Here is a 19,606-nt window from a genome sequence, read left to right on the forward strand (position 1 = left end):
GTAATGGAGAGGTTCCCGAGTGGCCAAAGGGAGCAGACTGTAAATCTGCCGCGAAAGCTTCGAAGGTTCGAATCCTTCCCTCTCCACCAGATTGCTGAACAGTGCAAAAGCGCGGTGTTCATGCGGGCATGGTACAATGGTAGAACCTCAGCCTTCCAAGCTGATGATGCGGGTTCGATTCCCGCTGCCCGCTCCATGGTTAGGCTCATGTAGCTCAGGGGTAGAGCACACCCTTGGTAAGGGTGAGGTCGACGGTTCAAATCCGTCCATGAGCTCCATTATCAAAGAAGGGAATGATCGGTTGGTCATTCCTTTTTTTGTCAGCGCGGTGAGGCGTTTGATTGGCACGAACTTGCCAAATGTCATCGTCTTGGCTAACATGCCCTCGTTCGCGTACGCAGTTGGAGCCTATTCAGCTGCAGGCAACAGTTAATCTGTTGTGTCGATACAGGCCAGTAGCTCAATTGGCAGAGCAGCGGTCTCCAAAACCGCAGGTTGGGGGTTCGATTCCCTCCTGGCCTGCCAACCTTCCCCAGGTTGGTGTGTGTTAGCCGGTAGTCAATCGGCTTTTTCATTTTTCAAGTTGTCGCCACGCCAGGAGTTTATCCCATGAAAAAGAATACCGGGGTGCAGGCGGCGTCGCGCTTCGATGCCGTAAAATGGCTTGTCGCTATTCTTCTGATAGCATTGGCTGTGGTCGGCAACGCGTTGTTCGATACCCAACCCCTCCCTTATCGTATTCTTGGCGTCATCATCGTAGCTGGGCTTGGCCTTGCTGCGGGATTTTCCACGTCTAAAGGTCACGCTCTGATTGAGCTTGGACGTAATGCCAAGAAAGAAATTCAGCGTGTCGTGTGGCCAACGCGTCAGGAAACGACTCAGACTACCGTAATCGTCATAGCAGCTGTGTTCATCGTTGGGCTGTTCCTCTGGCTCATCGATACGCTTCTGGGCTACGGTGTTTTCTATATCGTGAATCGTTAGGAGATCGCACAGTATGGCCATGCGTTGGTACGTCGTTCACGCTTATTCCGGCTTCGAAAAGCAGGTGCTGCGCTCCTTGAAAGAGCGGGTCCGTCTCCATGAGATGGAAGATCAGTTCGGTGAGATTCTGGTGCCGACTGAAGAAGTCGTCGAAATGCGCGACGGCAAGCGTCGCAAGAGTGAGCGCAAGTTCTATCCTGGCTATGTGCTGGTCGAGATGGATATGAACGATGCTACATGGCACTTGGTGAATGAAACGCCGCGTGTCATGGGTTTCATTGGCGGTACGCCTGAAAAACCGGCGCCCATCACTCAGCGTGAAGCAGAAGCTATTCTGCGTCGCGTGCAGGATGGTTCTGATAAGCCGCGTCCGAAGACTGTCTTCGATGCGGGTGAAACCGTTCGTGTCATCGATGGGCCGTTTGCTGACTTCAACGGCGTTGTTGAAGAAGTAAACTATGAGAAGAGCCGCTTGCAGGTGAGCGTACTGATCTTCGGTCGCGCTACGCCAGTCGAGCTGGAATTCTCTCAGGTCGTCAAAGAGTAATTCTCTTCAGAATAAACAGTGCCTTGCTGTAACGGCGGGGCGCTTTTTGAGCGCGCACTGCGAAGGGCGCGCGTCATTGTATGGGGAGCCGCTTGTCGGCGTTATCACCCAAAGGAGAAGGTAATGGCCAAGAAGGTTCAGGCGTATATCAAGCTGCAGGTTGCAGCAGGTAAAGCTAACCCGAGTCCTCCCGTAGGTCCGGCTCTGGGTCAGCACGGCGTAAACATCATGGAATTCTGCAAGGCGTTCAACGCTCAGACTCAAGGCATTGAGCCGGGTCTGCCGACGCCTGTAGTTATTACCGTTTATTCCGACCGCAGCTTCACTTTCATCACCAAGACTCCGCCTGCGGCAGTCCTGCTGAAGAAAGCGGCTGGTATCAAGTCCGGTTCTGGCGAGCCGAACAAGAAGAAAGTCGGTACGGTTACGCGTGCACAGCTCGAAGAGATTGCTCGCACCAAGGAACCCGACATGACTGCTGGCGACCTCGAAGCAGCGGTTCGCTGCATCGCAGGTACTGCGCGCAGCATGGGTCTGAATGTGGAGGGTCTCTGAGATGGCAAAGCTGACTAAACGTATGAAGGCTATCCGCGAAAAAGTGGATGCCAACAAACAGTACAGCGTTGAAGAAGCTGTTGCGCTTCTGGCCGAGCTGTCCAGCGTCAAATTCAAGGAATCTGTCGACGTGGCAGTAAACCTTGGCGTTGATCCGCGTAAATCCGACCAGGTTGTCCGTGGTGCTACGGTCATGCCTAACGGTACCGGTAAAGACGTTCGCGTTGCTGTGTTCGCACAGGGCGCAGCGGCTGACGCTGCTCGTGAAGCTGGCGCTGAGATCGTTGGTATGGACGATCTGGCTGCAGACATCAAAGGCGGCAAAATGGACTTCGACGTCGTCATCGCTGCTCCGGATGCGATGCGTGTCGTTGGTCAATTGGGTCAGATCCTCGGTCCGCGTGGCCTGATGCCGAACCCGAAAGTCGGTACTGTTACTCCTGACGTTGCTGGCGCTGTCAAAAACGCCAAAGCTGGTCAGGTTCGTTTCCGTACTGACAAAAACGGTATCATTCACACTACCGTTGGTAAGGTTGACTTCGCTGCGGATGCCATCAAAGGCAACGTTGAAGCACTGCTGGCTGACCTGAAAAAACTCAAGCCGAGCTCTTCTAAAGGTATTTACCTTCAGAAAGTTACCCTGTCTACGACAATGGGTCCGGGCTTGACAATCGACACTTCCAGTCTCTCATGATTGGTCGCAGAGAGCGAATGATGTATACTAACCGTTCTCTGCGTTTGGTATCGATCTGCTTTGCGGTTCCCGTGCAGTTGCCCGGGTGCCGTCAAAGACCGCAGGTGTCTGGTACTTAATGCCTTTTAGGCGCCTGCGCAGATGGTGGGCCATGTCTTTGTGATGTGGCCCTCCCCGGTTCATGACCGTCTTCTGGCGGCATGAAAAAGCAACTCCAGGCGATTTTGCATGTAAGAATCGTTCTGGCACGAAGGAGTAATGACAGTGGCATTAGGTCTTGAAGGCAAGAAGGCCATCGTTGCCGAAGTCAACGAGGCTGCCAAAGCCGCGCTCTCCGTCGTCGTTGCTGACTCTCGTGGTGTAACTGTTGACGCAATGACTTCTTTGCGTAAACAGGCTCGCGAGAACGGTGTTGTTCTGCGTGTTGTTCGTAACACGCTGGCTCGCCGTGCGCTTGAAGGTACTGCTTATGAGTGCCTGAATGAAGCGTTCGTTGGCCCGACACTCCTGGCGTTCTCTACTGATCATCCGGGCGCTGGCGCTCGTTTGTTCAAAGAATTCGCCAAGAGCCAGGAAGCGTTTGAAGTTAAGGCGCTGGCTTATGAAGGTGAGCTGATCCCGGCTGCTGATCTTGATCGTCTGGCAACTCTGCCGACGATGGACGAAGCACTGGCGAAACTGCTGTCCGTCATGAAAGAAGCTTCTGCTGGCAAGCTGGCTCGTACGTTTGCTGCGCTGCGTGACAAAAAACAGGAAGAAGAAGCGGCTGCCTAATCCGGCCGTCTGTGTTCTTGCTGTAAATTGAAACGCTTTTTACTTGATCGAGCACGCACGGTGCTCCGCAAAGTCTAGGAATTTTTAAGATGGCTCTTAGCAAAGACGATATCATCAACGCTGTTGCTGAAATGACTGTCATGGAAGTAGCTGAACTGGTTACTGCCATGGAAGAAAAATTCGGTGTTTCTGCTGCAGCTGCAGTAGTTGCTGGCCCGGCGGCCGGTGGCGAAGCTGCTGAAGAAAAAACTGAATTCGACCTCGTTCTGACTGACGCTGGTGAGAAGAAAGTTAACACCATCAAAGCCGTTCGTGAAATCACTGGCCTGGGTCTGAAAGAAGCCAAAGCTGCCGTTGACGGCGCTCCGGCTACTCTGAAAGAAGCTATGCCGAAAGACGAAGCTGAAGCAGCTGTTAAGAAGCTGGTAGAAGCTGGCGCCAAAGCAGAGCTCAAGTAAGCTCATGCATAGCGCCTCGTACGCTGTCTAAACTGCGTACACGGCTGGTGACGGAAATCCGTCGCCAGCCTTTTTCTGTTGCTAGGAACTGTGTTGATTACGCAGCTCTGGCCGGAAAATAGGCTATCAGGATGCATCGGGCAGGACCTTCAGCTGACCTGTCCCTTCCGCCTCGCTGAAAACAGCATCATTGCCGAGTCTACACGTCAATCGTGCTGTCAGTAATCAGTAATAAGCTGACCTTACACTTTACAACGGCGAGTCGTTCAGGAACTGAAGACTTGCCGTTGGCGCCTGTCGGGGCCACGTACTGCCAACGAGTACCGACTGCGCCGGTCACTCATGGTGAACAAGCTGGGGAATACAGATGGCTTACTCATACACTGAGAAAAAACGCATCCGCAAGGATTTCGGCAAACTGCCCCAAGTGTTGGATGTGCCTTATTTGCTGGCCATTCAGCTTGATTCCTATCACGATTTCCTCCAGCAGGACCTGCCGGCTGCATCGCGCCGCGAAACAGGCCTGCATGCTGCGTTCAATTCCGTATTCCCGATCGAGAGCTTCTCCGGCAATGCGGTACTTGAATACGTTAGCTATCGTTTCGGAACCCCTGCCTTCGACGTGAAGGAATGCCAGCTCCGCGGTGTCACTTATTCCGCACCGCTGCGCGTAAAAGTACGCTTGGTGATCTTTGACAAGGAATCCGCCAATAAAGCGGTCAAAGACATCAAGGAGCAGGAAGTCTACATGGGGGAAATTCCCCTGATGACGGACAACGGTACCTTTATCATTAACGGTACTGAACGTGTCATCGTTTCCCAGCTTCACCGCAGCCCGGGTGTGTTCTTCGATCACGATAAAGGCAAAAGCCACTCTTCTGGCAAGCTTCTTTATTCTGCTCGAATTATTCCTTACCGTGGTTCTTGGCTCGACTTCGAGTTCGATCCGCGTGACAACGTCTTCGTTCGTATCGACCGTCGCCGCAAACTGCCGGCAACTGTTCTGCTGCGTGCGCTGGGCATGTCTCAGGAAGAGATCCTCGACAAGTTCTTCGATACTAGCGTCTTCCATATCGAAAACAACGGTTTCTCTGTCGAACTGGTACCGGCACGCCTGCGCGGTGAAACGGCATCTTTCGAAATCCGCGATGCTGAGCTGAATGTGATTGTCGAAGAAGGCCGTCGCATCACTCAGAAACACATCCGTCAGATGGAAAAAGCCAATATCACGCGTCTGCGTGTGCCGATGGAATACCTGTTCGGCAAAGTATTGGCTCACGATCAGATCAACCCGGATACGGGTGAGCTGATCTTCGAATGTAATACCGAAATCACGCCTGAAGTCATCGAAGCACTGGGCAAAGCTGGCATTACGCGTATCGAAACGCTTTACACCAACGATCTGGATGCGGGTTCATTCATCTCCGATACGTTGAAAGTCGATACGTCCAGCTCTCAGCTTGAGGCGCTGGTCGAAATCTACCGTATGATGCGTCCGGGCGAGCCGCCCACCAAGGATGCGGCAGAAACGCTGTTCAACAACCTGTTCTTCTCGGAAGACCGCTACGACCTGTCTGCTGTCGGCCGCATGAAGTTCAACCGTCGTCTGCGCCGCGATAGCGACGAAGGCCCCGGTATCCTGACGCACGACGATATCATCGACGTGCTGAAAGAGCTGATCAACATCCGCAACGGCTACGGTGAAGTGGACGATATCGACCACTTGGGTAACCGTCGTATCCGTAGCGTCGGTGAAATGGCAGAGAACCAGTTCCGTGTGGGTCTGGTGCGCGTTGAACGTGCCGTCAAGGAACGCCTGTCCATGGCCGAAAGCGAAGGCTTGATGCCGCAGGATCTGATCAACGCCAAGCCGGTTGCTGCTGCCGTTAAAGAATTCTTTGGCTCCAGCCAGCTGTCCCAGTTCATGGACCAGAACAACCCGCTGTCCGAGGTTACGCACAAACGTCGCGTATCCGCACTTGGGCCGGGTGGTCTGACGCGTGAACGTGCAGGCTTCGAAGTGCGTGACGTACACGTCACCCACTATGGTCGTCTCTGCCCGATCGAAACGCCTGAAGGTCCGAACATCGGTCTGATCAACTCCCTGGCCACCTACAGCCGTACCAACAGCTATGGTTTCCTGGAAACGCCTTATCGTAAGGTCGTTGATCAGAAAGTGACGGACGACGTTGTTCATTTGTCCGCCATCGAAGAGGGCGATTTTGTTATCGCTCAGGCTTCTGCTGGCGTCGACGAAGAAGGCCGTCTGTGTGATGACCTGGTTCAGGTGCGTCATAAAGGTGAAACCACCTTTATGTCTCCTGAAAAGGTTACCCTGATGGACGTGTCACCGCGTCAGGTCGTTTCTGTGGCTGCGGCATTGATTCCGTTCCTTGAGCACGATGACGCTAACCGCGCACTCATGGGATCGAACATGCAGCGTCAGGCAGTTCCGACGCTGAAGTCCGACAAGCCTCTGGTCGGTACCGGCATGGAACGCTTTGTTGCGCGTGACTCCGGTGTCTGCGCTGTTGCGCGCCGTGGTGGTAAGGTCGACTCCGTTGACGCCAAACGTATCGTCATTCGTGTGAACGAAGACGAGATCGTGGGTGGTGAAGCGGGTGTTGATATTTACAACCTGACTAAATACGTTCGTTCTAACCAGAACACCTGTCAGAACCAGCGTCCGATCGTACAGCCGGGCGACATGATTTCTCGTGGTGACATTCTGGCCGACGGTACGTCCGTTGATATGGGTGATCTGGCACTGGGTCAGAACATGCGTATCGCGTTCATGCCGTGGAACGGGTTCAACTTCGAAGACTCCATGCTCATCTCTGAGCGTGTCGTTCAGGATGACCGTTTCACTACGGTGCATATCCAGGAGCTGACCTGCGTATCTCGTGACACCAAGCTTGGGCCGGAAGAAATCACTTCCGATATCCCGAACGTTGGTGAAGCTGCGCTCAACAAGCTGGACGAATCCGGTATCGTGTATATCGGTGCTGAGATCAACCCGGGCGACATTCTGGTCGGTAAGGTAACGCCGAAAGGTGAAACCCAGCTGACGCCGGAAGAAAAACTGCTGCGCGCCATCTTCGGTGAGAAAGCCTCCGACGTTAAAGACACGTCGCTGCGTGCTTCTACCGGGATGCGTGGTACGGTCATCGACGTTCAGGTCTTCACTCGCGATGGCGTAGAGAAAGATCCGCGTGCACTGTCCATCGAGCAGACACAGCTGGCTGAAGTCCGCAAAGATCTGCAGGAAACGTTCCGCATTGCTGAAAAAGCAACGTTTGAACGTCTGCATCGCGTACTGTCTGGTGAAGCCGTCAACGGTGGTCCTCGCCTGAAGAAAGGTGATGTCGTCGAAGGCAGCTACCTTGATTCTCTGCCGCACGACCAGTGGTTCAGCCTGCGTATGCAGGATGAAGCCCTGAATGAGCTGCTGGCTCAGGCCAACGAACAGCTCGAAAATCGTCGCAAAGAGATGGAAGAGCGCTTCGAGGACAAGAAACGCAAGCTGACTCAGGGCGATGACCTCGCGCCGGGCGTGCTGAAGATTGTCAAGGTCTACCTTGCCGTCAAACGCCGCATCCAGCCGGGTGATAAAATGGCAGGGCGCCACGGTAACAAGGGTGTTATCTCTGCGATTCAGCCTGTCGAGAACATGCCGTTCGATAAATTCGGTACGCCGGTCGACTTCGTACTGAACCCGTTGGGCGTTCCGTCTCGAATGAACGTTGGTCAGATCCTCGAAACTCACTTGGGTATGGCGGCATTCGGCCTTGGCGAAAAAGTCAACCGTATGCTGAAGGATGTTCGTGGCCAGCAGGTCAAGGAAATCCGTGAGTTCCTCGATCAGGTCTACAACAAGACGGGTGGTCGTAAAGAAGAACTCGACAGCTTCTCTGATGAAGAAATCATTGATCTGGCGAAGAACCTGTCTCGCGGTGTACCGATTGCAACGCCGGTATTCGACGGTGCCAAGGAATCCGAAATCAAGGAACTGCTGCGCTTGGCAGACATCCCGGAATCCGGTCAGGTCGAGCTGTACGATGGCCGTAACGGCGAGAAATTCGATCGCCCCGTTACCGTTGGCTACATGTACATGCTGAAACTGAACCACTTGGTAGACGACAAGATGCACGCACGTTCTACGGGTTCCTACTCGCTCGTTACGCAGCAGCCGCTGGGTGGTAAAGCTCAGTTCGGTGGTCAGCGCTTCGGTGAGATGGAGGTGTGGGCACTCGAAGCGTACGGTGCTGCTTATACGCTCCAGGAAATGCTCACGGTCAAGTCCGACGATGTCGAAGGCCGTACGAAGATGTACAAGAGCATTGTCGATGGTGACCATACGATGCAGGCAGGTATGCCTGAGTCCTTCAACGTATTGGTCAAAGAAATCCGCTCGCTGGGTATCGATATCGAACTCGAAGGCTGAGCCGCGATTGGAGCGCCCGTGCTGCCCTAGGGGCGGCACGGGTGTTGCCAAACGCTTGACCGTAATTCCTGTTGGTTTGCAGTGTGCGCTGGCCGCCTGAGTCCGTCGCATTGCACATGACAACTCCGCACGGAGCCGATGTTATGAAAGATTTGGTGAAAGTACTCAAATCGCAGGCTCATTCCGATGAGTTCGATGCGATCAAGATCTCGCTCGCCTCGCCGGATATGATTCGCTCCTGGTCCTATGGCGAAGTCAAAAAGCCAGAGACCATCAACTACCGTACCTTCAAGCCTGAACGTGACGGCTTGTTCTGCGCCAAAATCTTTGGCCCGGTAAAGGACTACGAGTGCCTCTGCGGCAAGTACAAGCGGATGAAGCACCGCGGCATCATCTGTGAAAAATGCGGTGTCGAAGTCACCAAGGCTTCCGTACGTCGTGAGCGCATGGGGCATATCGAACTGGCATCCCCTGTTGCGCATATTTGGTTCTTGAAATCACTGCCTAGCCGCATTGGTATGCTGCTGGACATGACGCTGCGTGATATCGAGCGCGTCCTTTATTTCGAATCGTTCGTGGTCATCGATCCTGGCATGACGACCCTTGAAAAAGGGCAACTGCTGAACGATGAACAGTATTTCGAAGCGCTGGAAGAGTTCGGTGACGACTTTGACGCTCGCATGGGCGCCGAAGCGATCCAGGCTCTGCTGGCCGAGATCGAGCTGGGTGAAGAGATTGAACGCCTGCGCGAAGAGATTCCGCAGACCAACTCTGATACCAAGATCAAAAAGCTTTCCAAACGCCTCAAGCTGCTGGAAGCGTTCTACAAATCCGGTAACCGTCCTGCATGGATGGTGATGGAAGTATTGCCTGTGTTGCCGCCGGATCTGCGTCCGTTGGTACCGCTGGATGGTGGCCGTTTCGCGACTTCAGATCTCAACGATCTGTATCGCCGCGTCATCAACCGCAACAACCGACTGAAACGTCTGTTGGACCTGAATGCTCCGGACATCATCGTGCGCAACGAGAAGCGCATGCTTCAGGAATCCGTCGATGCATTGCTCGATAACGGTCGCCGTGGTCGTGCTATTACTGGTTCCAATAAACGCCCGCTGAAATCCTTGGCTGACATGATCAAGGGTAAGCAGGGTCGTTTCCGTCAGAACTTGCTGGGTAAACGTGTCGACTACTCTGGTCGTTCCGTTATCACAGTAGGCCCGACGCTGCGTCTGCATCAGTGTGGTCTGCCGAAGAAAATGGCACTTGAGCTGTTCAAGCCGTTCATCTACGCCAAGCTTCAGGCCTCCGGTCAGGCAACGACAATTAAAGCGGCCAAGAAAATGGTCGAGCGTGAAGTTCCGGAAGTGTGGGACATCCTTGCTGATGTCATCCGCGAACATCCGGTCATGCTCAACCGCGCACCGACGCTGCACCGTCTGGGTATCCAGGCCTTCGAACCGATGCTGATCGAAGGTAAGGCTATCCACCTGCACCCGCTCGTCTGTGCGGCATACAACGCCGACTTCGACGGTGACCAGATGGCGGTACACGTACCGCTGACACTGGAAGCCCAGCTCGAAGCGCGTGCGCTGATGATGTCTACCAACAACGTACTGTCTCCGGCGAACGGTGATCCAATCATCGTACCGTCTCAGGACGTTGTCTTGGGTCTGTACTACATGACCCGTGAGCGCATCAACGCTAAAGGCGAAGGCATGGTCTTCGCTAACCTGAATGAAGTTGAGCGCGCCTTTGGTACTCAGAGCGTTGATCTGCATGCTCGTGTCAAAGTCCGTCTGACCGAGTGGGCCAAGGATGAAGAAAGCGGTGAGTTCGTTGAACACACCTCCATCCATGACACCACGGTTGGTCGTGCGCTGCTGTTCCGCATCATTCCGCGTGGCATGGCGTTCGAGAACGTTGACCGCCCGATGAAGAAGAAAGCTATCTCTCAGCTGATCAATACGGCATACCGTACGGTCGGTCTGAAAGAAGCGGTCATTCTTGCTGACCAGCTGATGTACACCGGTTTCCGCATGGCCATGTGGTCAGGTGCTTCCATCGGTGTTAACGACTTCGTTATTCCTGACTCCAAAGCAGAAATCGTTGCGGCGGCCGAAGAAGAAGTCAAAGAAATCGAAAGCCAGTTCTCCTCGGGTCTCGTTACCGCGGGTGAGAAGTACAACAAGGTTATCGATATCTGGTCCAAGGCGAACGATAAAGTTGCTAAAGCGATGATGGCGAATATCTCGAAAGAGAAAGTCATCGACCGCGACGGCAACGAAGTCGAACAAGACTCGTTCAACAGCGTCTTCATCATGGCCGACTCTGGTGCTCGTGGTAGTGCTGCACAGATTCGTCAGCTGGCGGGTATGCGTGGTCTGATGGCGAAGCCAGATGGTTCCATCATCGAAACGCCGATCACCGCGAACTTCCGTGAAGGTCTGAACGTACTCCAGTACTTCATCTCGACTCACGGTGCTCGTAAGGGGCTGGCGGATACGGCACTCAAGACCGCTAACTCCGGTTACCTGACACGTCGTCTTGTAGACGTTGCGCAGGACGTTGTTGTGACGCGTGAAGACTGTGGCACTGAAGACGGCTTGGTGATGAACCCGGTCATCGAAGGCGGTGATATCATCGTCTCCCTGGCTGAGCGTGTGCTGGGTCGTGTCGTAGCCAAAGATGTCGTTGATGCCAATGACAACGTACTGATCCCGAAAGGGACGCTGCTGGACGAAGAGTGGTGTGGTCGTCTGGATGGCATGGGTATCGACGAAATCGTCGTGCGCAGTGCCATTACCTGTGAAAACGAGCACGGCGTATGTTCTGCCTGCTACGGTCGCGACTTGGCCCGTGGTCACGTGGTCAACGTTGGTGAATCCGTCGGTGTTATCGCTGCACAGTCTATCGGTGAGCCGGGTACACAGCTGACCATGCGTACGTTCCACATCGGTGGTGCGGCATCTCGTGCCTCTGCCATCGACAACGTACAGGTCAAGCACGGTGGTACGATCCGTCTGCACAACATGAAGTCTGTTGAGCGTGCGGATGGCAAGCTGATTGTCGTTTCTCGTTCCAGTGCGCTGGCGATTGCCGACGAGCAGGGTCGTGAGCGTGAATACTACAAGATGCCGTACGGTGCCGAGCTGGGTGTTCGTGAAGGCGAGCGCGTCGAAGCCGGTCAAGTGGTAGCGAAGTGGGATCCGCACACTCACCCGATCATTGCCGAGGTGGCAGGTAAGATCCAGTTCACCGATATGGACGAAGGTCATACCATGCACCGTACGGTGGATGAGATGACTGGTCTGTCTTCCATCGAGATCATGGAAGTCGGTAACCGTCCTACCTCCGGCCGCGACATGCGTCCGATGATCATGCTGCTGGATGATGCTGGTAAGCACATCACGCTGCCGGGTTCCAATACGCCGGTTCAGTACATGCTGCCGGGTAACGCCATCGTGTCTGCTGATAACGGCGACGTTATCGGGGTGGGTGAGGTTGTTGCACGTATTCCTGTAGAGGCGTCGGGTAACAAGGATATCACCGGGGGTCTGCCGCGCGTTGCCGATCTGTTCGAAGCACGTAAACCGAAAGAGCCGTCCATCCTGGCGGAAATTTCCGGTACCGTTACTTTCGGCAAGGAAACCAAAGGTAAGCGTCGTCTCACGATTACGCCTTCCGAAGGTGATCCGGTCGAAATGCTGATCCCGAAATGGCGTCAGATCGGTGTGTTCGAAGGTGAAACGGTCGAGAAGGGTGAAGTTATCTCTGATGGCCCGAGCAACCCGCATGACATCTTGCGTCTGTTGGGCGTCTCTGAGCTCGCGAAGTACATCACGACCGAGATCCAGGACGTTTACCGTCTGCAGGGTGTAGGCATCAACGATAAGCACATCGAAGTCATCGTTCGCCAGATGTTGCGTAAGGTTGAAATTACCGACGCTGGCGATAGTACGCTGATTCATGGCGATCAAGTTGATATCGCGCGTGTACTGTCTGAAAATGCTCGTATTGAGCGTGAAGGCAAGTTCCCGGCGAAGTATCAGCGTGTGCTGCTGGGTATCACCAAGGCTTCTTTGGCAACCGAATCCTTCATCTCTGCTGCTTCGTTCCAGGAAACTACACGTGTTCTGACCGAAGCTGCCGTCACCGGCAAGCGAGACCATTTGCGCGGCCTGAAGGAAAACGTTGTCGTGGGTCGTCTGATCCCGGCAGGTACGGGTCTGGCGCATCACCTTGAGCGTCAGCGTAAACGCGGTAACAGTCCTGAAGACGCATTGAGCAGCCTGAGTGCGCTGGATATTGAGCAAGAGCTCGGTGCACAGCTGACGGCCCTCGATGCGGATGATGAATAAGGCATTGCGAACAACGAGGTAGCATAAGTCTTGCCCGTTCTTTGTTGAGCGGGCTTGACGCTTGTTACGTTAACCCCGTAAAATTCGCAGCCTTTGATAGAGGGAGTAGTCTATCTATTCTCGATGTCAGAAGAGAGGCCGCTTTTGGCGGTCTTCAAGCACATTATGGAGTGAGCATTAATGGCAACCATTAACCAGCTGGTGCGTAAGCCCCGCAAGCGCCCCGTCACTAAAAGTGACGTGCCGGCTCTGCAGGCTTGCCCGCAGCGTCGTGGTGTATGTACTCGCGTATATACCACTACACCGAAGAAACCAAACTCTGCACTGCGTAAAGTATGTCGTGTACGTCTGACCAACGGTTACGAAGTCACGTCATACATCGGTGGTGAAGGGCACAACCTTCAGGAACACTCCGTTGTCCTGATCCGTGGCGGTCGCGTAAAAGACTTGCCAGGTGTGCGTTATCACACTGTTCGCGGTGCTCTGGATACTTCTGGTGTTCAGGATCGTAAACAGGGCCGTTCTAAATACGGTGCTAAACGTCCTAAATCTTGATCCACTACGGTCTGATAAGAGTAAGGCTGGTCAGCAAGTTGCCAGGTTTACCTGAAGGACCCTTCAACTGAGGGCTTATCATGCCTAGACGTCGTGTTGCCGCCAAGCGCGAAATCCTGCCGGATCCTAAATTCGGAAGTGAACGCTTGGCTAAGTTCATGAACCACCTGATGATCAGCGGCAAGAAGTCCGTAGCCGAACGTATTGTCTACGGTGCACTTGATCGTGTTGCCGCTCGCTCCAACGATGCTGAGCCGCTGACCATTTTCGAGAAAGCGCTGGAAACCATCCAGCCGATGGTAGAGGTCAAATCACGCCGCGTCGGTGGTGCTACCTATCAGGTGCCTGTCGAAGTGCGTCCGTCCCGTCGCGAAGCTCTGGCTATGCGCTGGATGGTAGATGCAGCGCGTTCCCGTGGTGAAAAAACCATGGAGCAGCGTCTTGCTGGCGAAATCCTCGATGCCGCAGAAGGCAAGGGTGCCGCAGTTAAGAAGCGTGAAGACGTACACCGCATGGCAGATGCCAACAAGGCGTTCTCTCACTACCGTTTCTAAGTTGCTTTTCAGGCGTCTGTCAATGCTGTACAAACGGCTTGGCAGATGCCGAAAGCGCATAGAACGACGCTTCCAACCACAGGACACTTTATCGTGGCACGTAAGACACCTCTCAATCGCTACCGTAATATCGGTATCGTAGCGCACGTCGATGCGGGTAAGACGACGACTACTGAGCGCGTCCTCTTCTATACCGGTCTTTCTCATAAGATCGGTGAGGTGCATGAGGGCGCTGCGACCATGGACTGGATGGAGCAGGAGCAGGAACGTGGTATCACTATCACGTCCGCTGCAACTACCTGTTTCTGGCCGGGCATGAACAAGCAGTTCGAACCGCACCGCATCAACATCATCGATACGCCAGGACACGTTGACTTCACGATCGAAGTAGAACGTTCTTTGCGCGTACTCGACGGTGCTGTTGTCGTACTGTGTGGTTCTTCCGGTGTTCAGCCGCAGACCGAAACGGTATGGCGTCAGGCTAACAAGTACGAAGTTCCGCGTATGGTCTTCGTCAACAAGATGGACCGCGCTGGTGCCGACTTCTTCATGGTTGTCGATCAGCTGCGTGAACGTCTGAATGCCAACGCTGTGCCGATCCAGATTAACTGGGGCGCAGAAGACGACTTCAAAGGCGTTGTCGACCTGATCGAAATGAAAGCCATCCTCTGGAATGAAGAAGACCAGGGTATGTCTTACGAGCTGGTTGATATTCCTGCAGAACTTCAGGCGAAAGCAGAAGAACAGCGCGAGTACATGCTCGAAGCTGCTGCTGAAGCATCTGATGAGCTGATGGAAAAATATCTGGAAGAGGGTGACCTCTCCAAAGAAGAAATCAAAGCAGCTCTGCGTCGCCGTACGCTGGACAACGAAATCGTTCTCGTCACCTGTGGTTCTGCATTCAAGAACAAAGGTGTTCAGGCGGTTTTGGATGGTGTCATCGAATACCTGCCGTCCCCGACTGAAGTTAAAGCGATCGAAGGTGAGCTGGATGATGCCGCTGGTACCATCGAAACTCGTGAAGCCGACGACAACGCACCTTTTGCTGCGCTGGCGTTCAAGATCGCAACTGACCCGTTCGTGGGTACGCTGACCTTCATTCGCGTCTACTCAGGCGTGCTGAATTCTGGTGACAGCGTATTCAACTCGGTCAAGTCCAAGCGTGAGCGTGTTGGTCGTATCGTTCAGATGCACGCTAACTCTCGCGAAGAGATTAAAGAAGTTTACGCTGGCGACATCGCAGCGTGTGTTGGCCTGAAAGACGTCACTACGGGTGATACCCTGTGTGATATGGATGCCAAAATTATTCTGGAACGCATGGAATTCCCGGATCCCGTTATTGCTGTAGCGGTTGAGCCGAAATCCAAAGCTGACCAAGAAAAAATGGGTATCGCTCTTGGTAAGTTGGCTCAGGAAGATCCGTCTTTCCGCGTGAAGACTGATGAAGAAACGGGCCAGACTATCATCGCCGGTATGGGTGAGCTCCACCTGGATATCATCGTTGACCGTATGCGTCGCGAGTTTAAGGTTGAAGCCAACATCGGTAAGCCGCAGGTTGCCTACCGTGAAACCATCCGTAAATCTGTCGAGCAGGAAGGTAAGTTCGTACGTCAGTCTGGTGGTCGTGGTCAGTTTGGTCACGTATGGCTGCGCATTGAACCGCTGACTGCCGAAGATAAAGGCGATGATGCGGAGATGAACTTCAAGTTCAGCTCCGAAATCGTGGGCGGTACAGTACCGAAAGAATACGTTCCGGCAGTAGAAAAAGGTGCTTTCGAGCAGCTGCAAAATGGTGTTATCGCGGGCTACCCGATGATCGACGTCAAAGTTGCACTGTTTGATGGTTCCTACCATGATGTCGACTCTAACGAGAACGCGTTCAAGATTGCCGCTTCCATGGCGATCAAAGAAGGTGCTCGTAAAGCTGGGGCAGTACTGCTCGAGCCGGTCATGAAAGTCGAAGTGGTTACACCGGAAGAGTTCATGGGCGATGTTATGGGTGACCTTAACCGTCGTCGTGGACTGGTGCAGGGTATGGATGATTCTTCCTCTGGTAAAATCATTCGTGCAATGGTGCCGCTGGGTGAGATGTTCGGTTACGCGACCGACCTGCGCTCGCAGACCCAGGGCCGCGCAAGCTACTCTATGGAGTTTGCGAAGTATGATGAGGCGCCGTCCAGCGTCGTCGAAGCCGTCATCAATCAGAACGGATAACCCGTTTTAGTACAGAAAGAGGTTATAGCAGTGGCTAAGGAAAAATTTGATCGTTCCAAACCGCATGTCAACGTTGGTACCATCGGCCACGTCGACCATGGTAAAACGACGCTGACAGCGGCCCTGACTCGCGTTTCCGCCGAGCTCTTCGGTGGTGACTGGCGTGCATTTGATACCATCGATAACGCTCCTGAAGAGCGTGAACGTGGTATCACTATCGCGACTGCTCACGTTGAGTACCAGTCCGAAGTTCGTCACTACGCGCACGTTGACTGCCCGGGACACGCTGACTACGTCAAGAACATGATCACTGGTGCTGCGCAGATGGACGGCGCGATCCTGGTATGTTCTGCAGCTGACGGCCCCATGCCGCAGACTCGTGAGCACATCCTGCTGTCTCGTCAGGTTGGCGTTCCGTACATCGTTGTGTTCCTGAACAAAGCGGACATGGTCGATGACGAAGAGCTGCTCGAGCTGGTCGAAATGGAAGTTCGCGAACTTCTGAACGAATACGACTTCCCGGGTGACGACACTCCGATCATCATCGGTTCTGCACTGATGGCGCTGGAAGGTAAAGACGACAACGGTATGGGTACTACCGCTGTTGGTAACCTGATCAAGTCCCTGGATGAGTACATCCCGGAACCGGAACGTGCCGTTGATCAGCCGTTCCTGATGCCGATCGAAGACGTATTCTCCATTTCCGGTCGTGGTACCGTTGTTACCGGTCGTGTAGAGCGCGGTATCGTTAAGACTGGTGAAGAAGTCGAAATCGTTGGTCTGCGCGAAACCACCAAAACTACCGTTACTGGTGTTGAAATGTTCCGTAAACTGCTCGACGAAGGTCGTGCAGGTGAGAACGTTGGTGCGCTGCTGCGTGGTACCAAACGTGACGAAGTCGAACGTGGTCAGGTTCTGGCTAAGCCGGGTACTATCACTCCGCACACCAAGTTCAACGCGGAAGTGTACATCCTGTCTAAAGACGAAGGCGGTCGTCACACTCCGTTCTTCAAAGGCTATCGTCCGCAGTTCTACTTCCGTACCACTGACGTAACTGGTACTTGTGAACTGCCGGAAGGCGTTGAAATGGTAATGCCTGGCGATAACGTCACCATGGAAGTTACGCTGATCGCTCCTATCGCAATGGAAGATGGTCTGCGTTTCGCAATCCGTGAAGGTGGCCGCACCGTAGGTGCTGGTGTTGTTGCCAAGATCGTTGAATAATTGATACGATCTGCACATAAAGGGGCTCCCCTGCGGGGGCCCCTTTGTCATGTCGAGTGTCTCTCATGCCTGGTGTGATTTGACTCCTTAGAATAGGGAGCCTATAATTCGCCATCTTTACGGTGTGAGTAGACGGCTCGCGTCGTTGCTATTCACAAGGCTGCTCGCTTTGTTGCTTTTGTGCTGTAGTAGTGCAAAAGTGATAGGGTGTGGCTACTGGAGTTTCTGGCACATGCAGAACCAAAAAATTCGCATTCGGTTGAAAGCGTTTGACCATCGCCTGATCGATCAGTCCACGCAAGAAATCGTGGAAACCGCGAAGCGTACTGGCGCTCAGGTGCGCGGTCCGATTCCGCTGCCGACCAACCGCGAACGTTACACTGTCCTGGTCTCTCCGCACGTCAACAAAGACGCGCGTGATCAGTACGAGATCCGCACTCATAAGCGTGTGCTCGACATCGTTGAGCCGACTGAAAAAACAGTTGATGCGCTGATGAAGCTTGATCTCGCTGCTGGCGTAGATGTACAGATCAAGGTTGATTAATCAATTACACTAGTCACTCACGGTCACGTTGACCGTCGCGTCGGGATGACGCCATACAATGTGCTAGTGGAATGCTCTGGAAAGGGCAGCCATAGCGGGTGATAGCCCCGTACACTATTAGGAGACTGAACATGACGATCGGTTTAGTCGGTAAGAAGTGCGGCATGAGCCGTATCTTCACCGAAGATGGCGCATCCGTGCCCGTAACCGTTATCGAGGTTGAGCCGAACCGCGTTACTACCGTTAAGACGCTTGAGTCTGACGGCTACCGCGCTGTACAGGTTACAACTGGCTCCCGCAAAGCTAAACACCTCTCTAAAGCAGCTGCTGGTCAGTTTGCTAAAGCGGGTGTCGAAGCTGGTCGCGCCTTGGTCGAATTCCGTCTTACAGACGGCGATGAAGACCCGCAGGTTGGCGGCGAATTCACTGTATCCCTCTTTGAAGCTGGTCAGAAGATTGACGTGACCGGCCTGTCCAAAGGTAAGGGCTTCCAGGGTGGTGTTAAACGCTGGAACTTCCGTACCCAGGATATGACCCACGGTAACTCCCTCTCGCATCGTGCACCGGGTTCTATCGGTCAGTGCCAGACGCCTGGACGTGTATTCAAAGGCAAAAAAATGGCAGGTCACATGGGTAGTGCTCGTGTAACCGTCCAGAGCCTTGAAGTCGTTCGCGTTGATGCTGAACGTAATCTGTTGCTTGTTAAAGGTGCCGTACCGGGCGCTACTGGCAGTGACGTAGTTGTACGTACCGCTGTCAAAGCTCGCGGGGAGGAAAAAGCGCAATGAACCTGAATCTCGCAGGTGCTAACGCAGGCACCGTCGAACTTTCCGACGCGACTTTCGGTAAAGACTTCAACGAAGCCCTGATTCATCAGGTTGTGACTGCCTACCTGGCAGGCGCACGTCAAGGCTCTCGTGCACAGAAGACTCGTTCCGATGTCAGCGGCGGTGGTAAAAAACCGTGGCGTCAGAAAGGCTCTGGCCGCGCTCGTGCAGGTACTATCCGTTCTCCTCTGTGGCGTAGCGGTGGTGTAACCTTCGCAGCTCGCCCGCAGGACCACGCGCAGAAAGTTAACCGCAAAATGTATCGTGCGGCCATGCGCTCCATCCTGTCCGAACTGGTACGCCAGGATCGCCTGGTGGCAGTCGAAACTTTCGCTGTTGAAACGCCGAAGACCAAACAGCTGGCAGCTACGCTGAAAGCAATGGATCTGGAAAACGTGCTGATCATCACCGAAGAAGTTGATGCCAATCTGTACCTGGCAGCACGTAATATTCCTAACGTTGCTGTTGTCGACGTGGCAGCGGTTGACCCCGTTAGCCTGATCGCCTTCGACAAAGTGCTGGTAACTGTTCCGGCGCTGCGCAAGTTCGAGGAGAAGCTGGCATGAACCAGGAACGCGTATTCAAAGTTCTGCTTGGTCCGCACATGACCGAAAAAGCAGCTGTTGCTGCTGAAAACGGCCAGTACGTTTTCAAGGTGGCCAGCGATGCGACTAAAACCGAAGTCAAGAAAGCAGTAGAAGCGCTTTTCGAGAAAAAGGTTAAGTCCGTCCAGGTAGTGAACATCAAGGGCAAGGTCAAGCGCAGCGCACGTGGTGAAGGTCGCCGCAACGACATTCGCAAGGCTTATGTCACTCTGGCCGCTGGTGAAACTCTCGAAGACTTCACCGGTAACGAGTAAGGCAGGAGAACGGAT

Annotated in this window: 16 protein-coding genes and 4 tRNA genes; all 20 read left to right on the forward strand. The window is 53.8% G+C overall.

Translation table 11 applies throughout. The features are described 5' to 3' along the window. The first annotated feature begins 5 nt into the window (after positions 1–5). A tRNA-Tyr gene (locus ACMHYW_RS01510) sits at positions 6–89 on the forward strand. A gap of 33 nt (positions 90–122) precedes the next feature. After that, a tRNA-Gly gene (locus tag ACMHYW_RS01515) sits at positions 123–196 on the forward strand. 7 nt (positions 197–203) lie between these two features. Continuing rightward, positions 204–278, forward strand: a tRNA-Thr gene (locus tag ACMHYW_RS01520). 171 nt (positions 279–449) lie between these two features. Continuing rightward, positions 450–525, forward strand: a tRNA-Trp gene (locus tag ACMHYW_RS01525). An 84-nt stretch (positions 526–609) separates the two neighbouring features. Then, complete coding sequence (gene secE / locus ACMHYW_RS01530; RefSeq protein ID WP_027704499.1) at positions 610–984, forward strand: preprotein translocase subunit SecE; 375 nt, start codon at positions 610–612, stop codon at positions 982–984. A 13-nt stretch (positions 985–997) separates the two neighbouring features. Then, entirely contained in the window at positions 998–1,531 is a 534-nt protein-coding gene (gene nusG / locus ACMHYW_RS01535) for a transcription termination/antitermination protein NusG (RefSeq protein ID WP_027704500.1), read from the forward strand. A gap of 123 nt (positions 1,532–1,654) precedes the next feature. Then, entirely contained in the window at positions 1,655–2,086 is a 432-nt protein-coding gene (gene rplK, locus ACMHYW_RS01540) for a 50S ribosomal protein L11 (RefSeq protein WP_027704501.1), read from the forward strand. Position 2,087: 1 nt separating this feature from the next. Beyond that, positions 2,088–2,780: a 50S ribosomal protein L1 gene (gene rplA, locus ACMHYW_RS01545; protein ID WP_414500605.1), complete on the forward strand. Its 693-nt coding sequence runs from the start codon at positions 2,088–2,090 to the stop codon at positions 2,778–2,780. Positions 2,781–3,044: 264 nt separating this feature from the next. Further along, positions 3,045–3,554 (forward strand): 50S ribosomal protein L10, encoded by a 510-nt coding sequence (gene rplJ, locus ACMHYW_RS01550; RefSeq protein ID WP_027704503.1) that lies wholly within the window; start codon positions 3,045–3,047, stop codon positions 3,552–3,554. 89 nt (positions 3,555–3,643) lie between these two features. Next, positions 3,644–4,012 carry a 50S ribosomal protein L7/L12 gene (gene rplL, locus ACMHYW_RS01555; protein WP_027704504.1) on the forward strand — a complete coding sequence of 123 codons (369 nt, stop codon included), beginning with the start codon at positions 3,644–3,646 and terminating at the stop codon, positions 4,010–4,012. A 367-nt stretch (positions 4,013–4,379) separates the two neighbouring features. After that, positions 4,380–8,456 carry a DNA-directed RNA polymerase subunit beta gene (rpoB, locus tag ACMHYW_RS01560; RefSeq protein WP_414500606.1) on the forward strand — a complete coding sequence of 1,359 codons (4,077 nt, stop codon included), beginning with the start codon at positions 4,380–4,382 and terminating at the stop codon, positions 8,454–8,456. Between the two features lie 143 nt (positions 8,457–8,599). Then, positions 8,600–12,814: a DNA-directed RNA polymerase subunit beta' gene (gene rpoC / locus ACMHYW_RS01565; protein ID WP_414500607.1), complete on the forward strand. Its 4,215-nt coding sequence runs from the start codon at positions 8,600–8,602 to the stop codon at positions 12,812–12,814. 180 nt (positions 12,815–12,994) lie between these two features. Continuing rightward, positions 12,995–13,369, forward strand: a complete 375-nt coding sequence (gene rpsL / locus ACMHYW_RS01570) for a 30S ribosomal protein S12 (RefSeq protein WP_027704507.1) — start codon at positions 12,995–12,997, stop codon at positions 13,367–13,369. Between the two features lie 80 nt (positions 13,370–13,449). Then, positions 13,450–13,923: a 30S ribosomal protein S7 gene (gene rpsG / locus ACMHYW_RS01575; protein ID WP_414500608.1), complete on the forward strand. Its 474-nt coding sequence runs from the start codon at positions 13,450–13,452 to the stop codon at positions 13,921–13,923. 93 nt (positions 13,924–14,016) lie between these two features. Next, positions 14,017–16,137: an elongation factor G gene (gene fusA / locus ACMHYW_RS01580; protein WP_414500609.1), complete on the forward strand. Its 2,121-nt coding sequence runs from the start codon at positions 14,017–14,019 to the stop codon at positions 16,135–16,137. Positions 16,138–16,167: 30 nt separating this feature from the next. Continuing rightward, positions 16,168–17,361 (forward strand): elongation factor Tu, encoded by a 1,194-nt coding sequence (gene tuf / locus ACMHYW_RS01585; protein WP_414500610.1) that lies wholly within the window; start codon positions 16,168–16,170, stop codon positions 17,359–17,361. A gap of 232 nt (positions 17,362–17,593) precedes the next feature. Beyond that, complete coding sequence (gene rpsJ, locus ACMHYW_RS01590; protein ID WP_414500611.1) at positions 17,594–17,905, forward strand: 30S ribosomal protein S10; 312 nt, start codon at positions 17,594–17,596, stop codon at positions 17,903–17,905. A 131-nt stretch (positions 17,906–18,036) separates the two neighbouring features. Beyond that, the gene (gene rplC / locus ACMHYW_RS01595; RefSeq protein ID WP_414500612.1) at positions 18,037–18,693 is read left to right on the forward strand and encodes a 50S ribosomal protein L3; all 657 of its coding nucleotides are present in this window, start codon (positions 18,037–18,039) and stop codon (positions 18,691–18,693) included. Next, positions 18,690–19,298 carry a 50S ribosomal protein L4 gene (gene rplD, locus ACMHYW_RS01600; RefSeq protein ID WP_027704513.1) on the forward strand — a complete coding sequence of 203 codons (609 nt, stop codon included), beginning with the start codon at positions 18,690–18,692 and terminating at the stop codon, positions 19,296–19,298. The genes rplC and rplD overlap by 4 nt, the downstream gene beginning before the upstream one ends. Next, positions 19,295–19,591, forward strand: coding sequence for a 50S ribosomal protein L23 (gene rplW, locus ACMHYW_RS01605; RefSeq protein WP_027704514.1), 297 nt, complete (start codon positions 19,295–19,297; stop codon positions 19,589–19,591). The genes rplD and rplW overlap by 4 nt, the downstream gene beginning before the upstream one ends. The last annotated feature ends 15 nt before the right edge of the window (positions 19,592–19,606 follow it).

Origin of the sequence: Zymobacter sp. IVIA_12111.31 C1 (genome assembly GCF_047495495.1) — a bacterium.
In the GTDB taxonomy this organism is placed as follows: Bacteria; Pseudomonadota; Gammaproteobacteria; order Pseudomonadales; family Halomonadaceae; genus Zymobacter.

What these genes read in the sequence shown, in the direction of transcription:
- rpsG (WP_414500608.1), top strand. Translation starts at nt 13,450, where the DNA reads ATGCCTAGACGTCGTGTTGCCGCCAAGCGCGAAATCCTGCCGGATCCT.
- rplA (WP_414500605.1), top strand. Translation starts at nt 2,088, where the DNA reads ATGGCAAAGCTGACTAAACGTATGAAGGCTATCCGCGAAAAAGTGGAT.
- nusG (WP_027704500.1), top strand. Translation starts at nt 998, where the DNA reads ATGGCCATGCGTTGGTACGTCGTTCACGCTTATTCCGGCTTCGAAAAG.
- rpoC (WP_414500607.1), top strand. Translation starts at nt 8,600, where the DNA reads ATGAAAGATTTGGTGAAAGTACTCAAATCGCAGGCTCATTCCGATGAG.
- rplL (WP_027704504.1), top strand. Translation starts at nt 3,644, where the DNA reads ATGGCTCTTAGCAAAGACGATATCATCAACGCTGTTGCTGAAATGACT.
- rpsJ (WP_414500611.1), top strand. Translation starts at nt 17,594, where the DNA reads ATGCAGAACCAAAAAATTCGCATTCGGTTGAAAGCGTTTGACCATCGC.
- rplC (WP_414500612.1), top strand. Translation starts at nt 18,037, where the DNA reads ATGACGATCGGTTTAGTCGGTAAGAAGTGCGGCATGAGCCGTATCTTC.
- rpsL (WP_027704507.1), top strand. Translation starts at nt 12,995, where the DNA reads ATGGCAACCATTAACCAGCTGGTGCGTAAGCCCCGCAAGCGCCCCGTC.
- rplD (WP_027704513.1), top strand. Translation starts at nt 18,690, where the DNA reads ATGAACCTGAATCTCGCAGGTGCTAACGCAGGCACCGTCGAACTTTCC.
- rplW (WP_027704514.1), top strand. Translation starts at nt 19,295, where the DNA reads ATGAACCAGGAACGCGTATTCAAAGTTCTGCTTGGTCCGCACATGACC.
- rpoB (WP_414500606.1), top strand. Translation starts at nt 4,380, where the DNA reads ATGGCTTACTCATACACTGAGAAAAAACGCATCCGCAAGGATTTCGGC.
- secE (WP_027704499.1), top strand. Translation starts at nt 610, where the DNA reads ATGAAAAAGAATACCGGGGTGCAGGCGGCGTCGCGCTTCGATGCCGTA.
- rplK (WP_027704501.1), top strand. Translation starts at nt 1,655, where the DNA reads ATGGCCAAGAAGGTTCAGGCGTATATCAAGCTGCAGGTTGCAGCAGGT.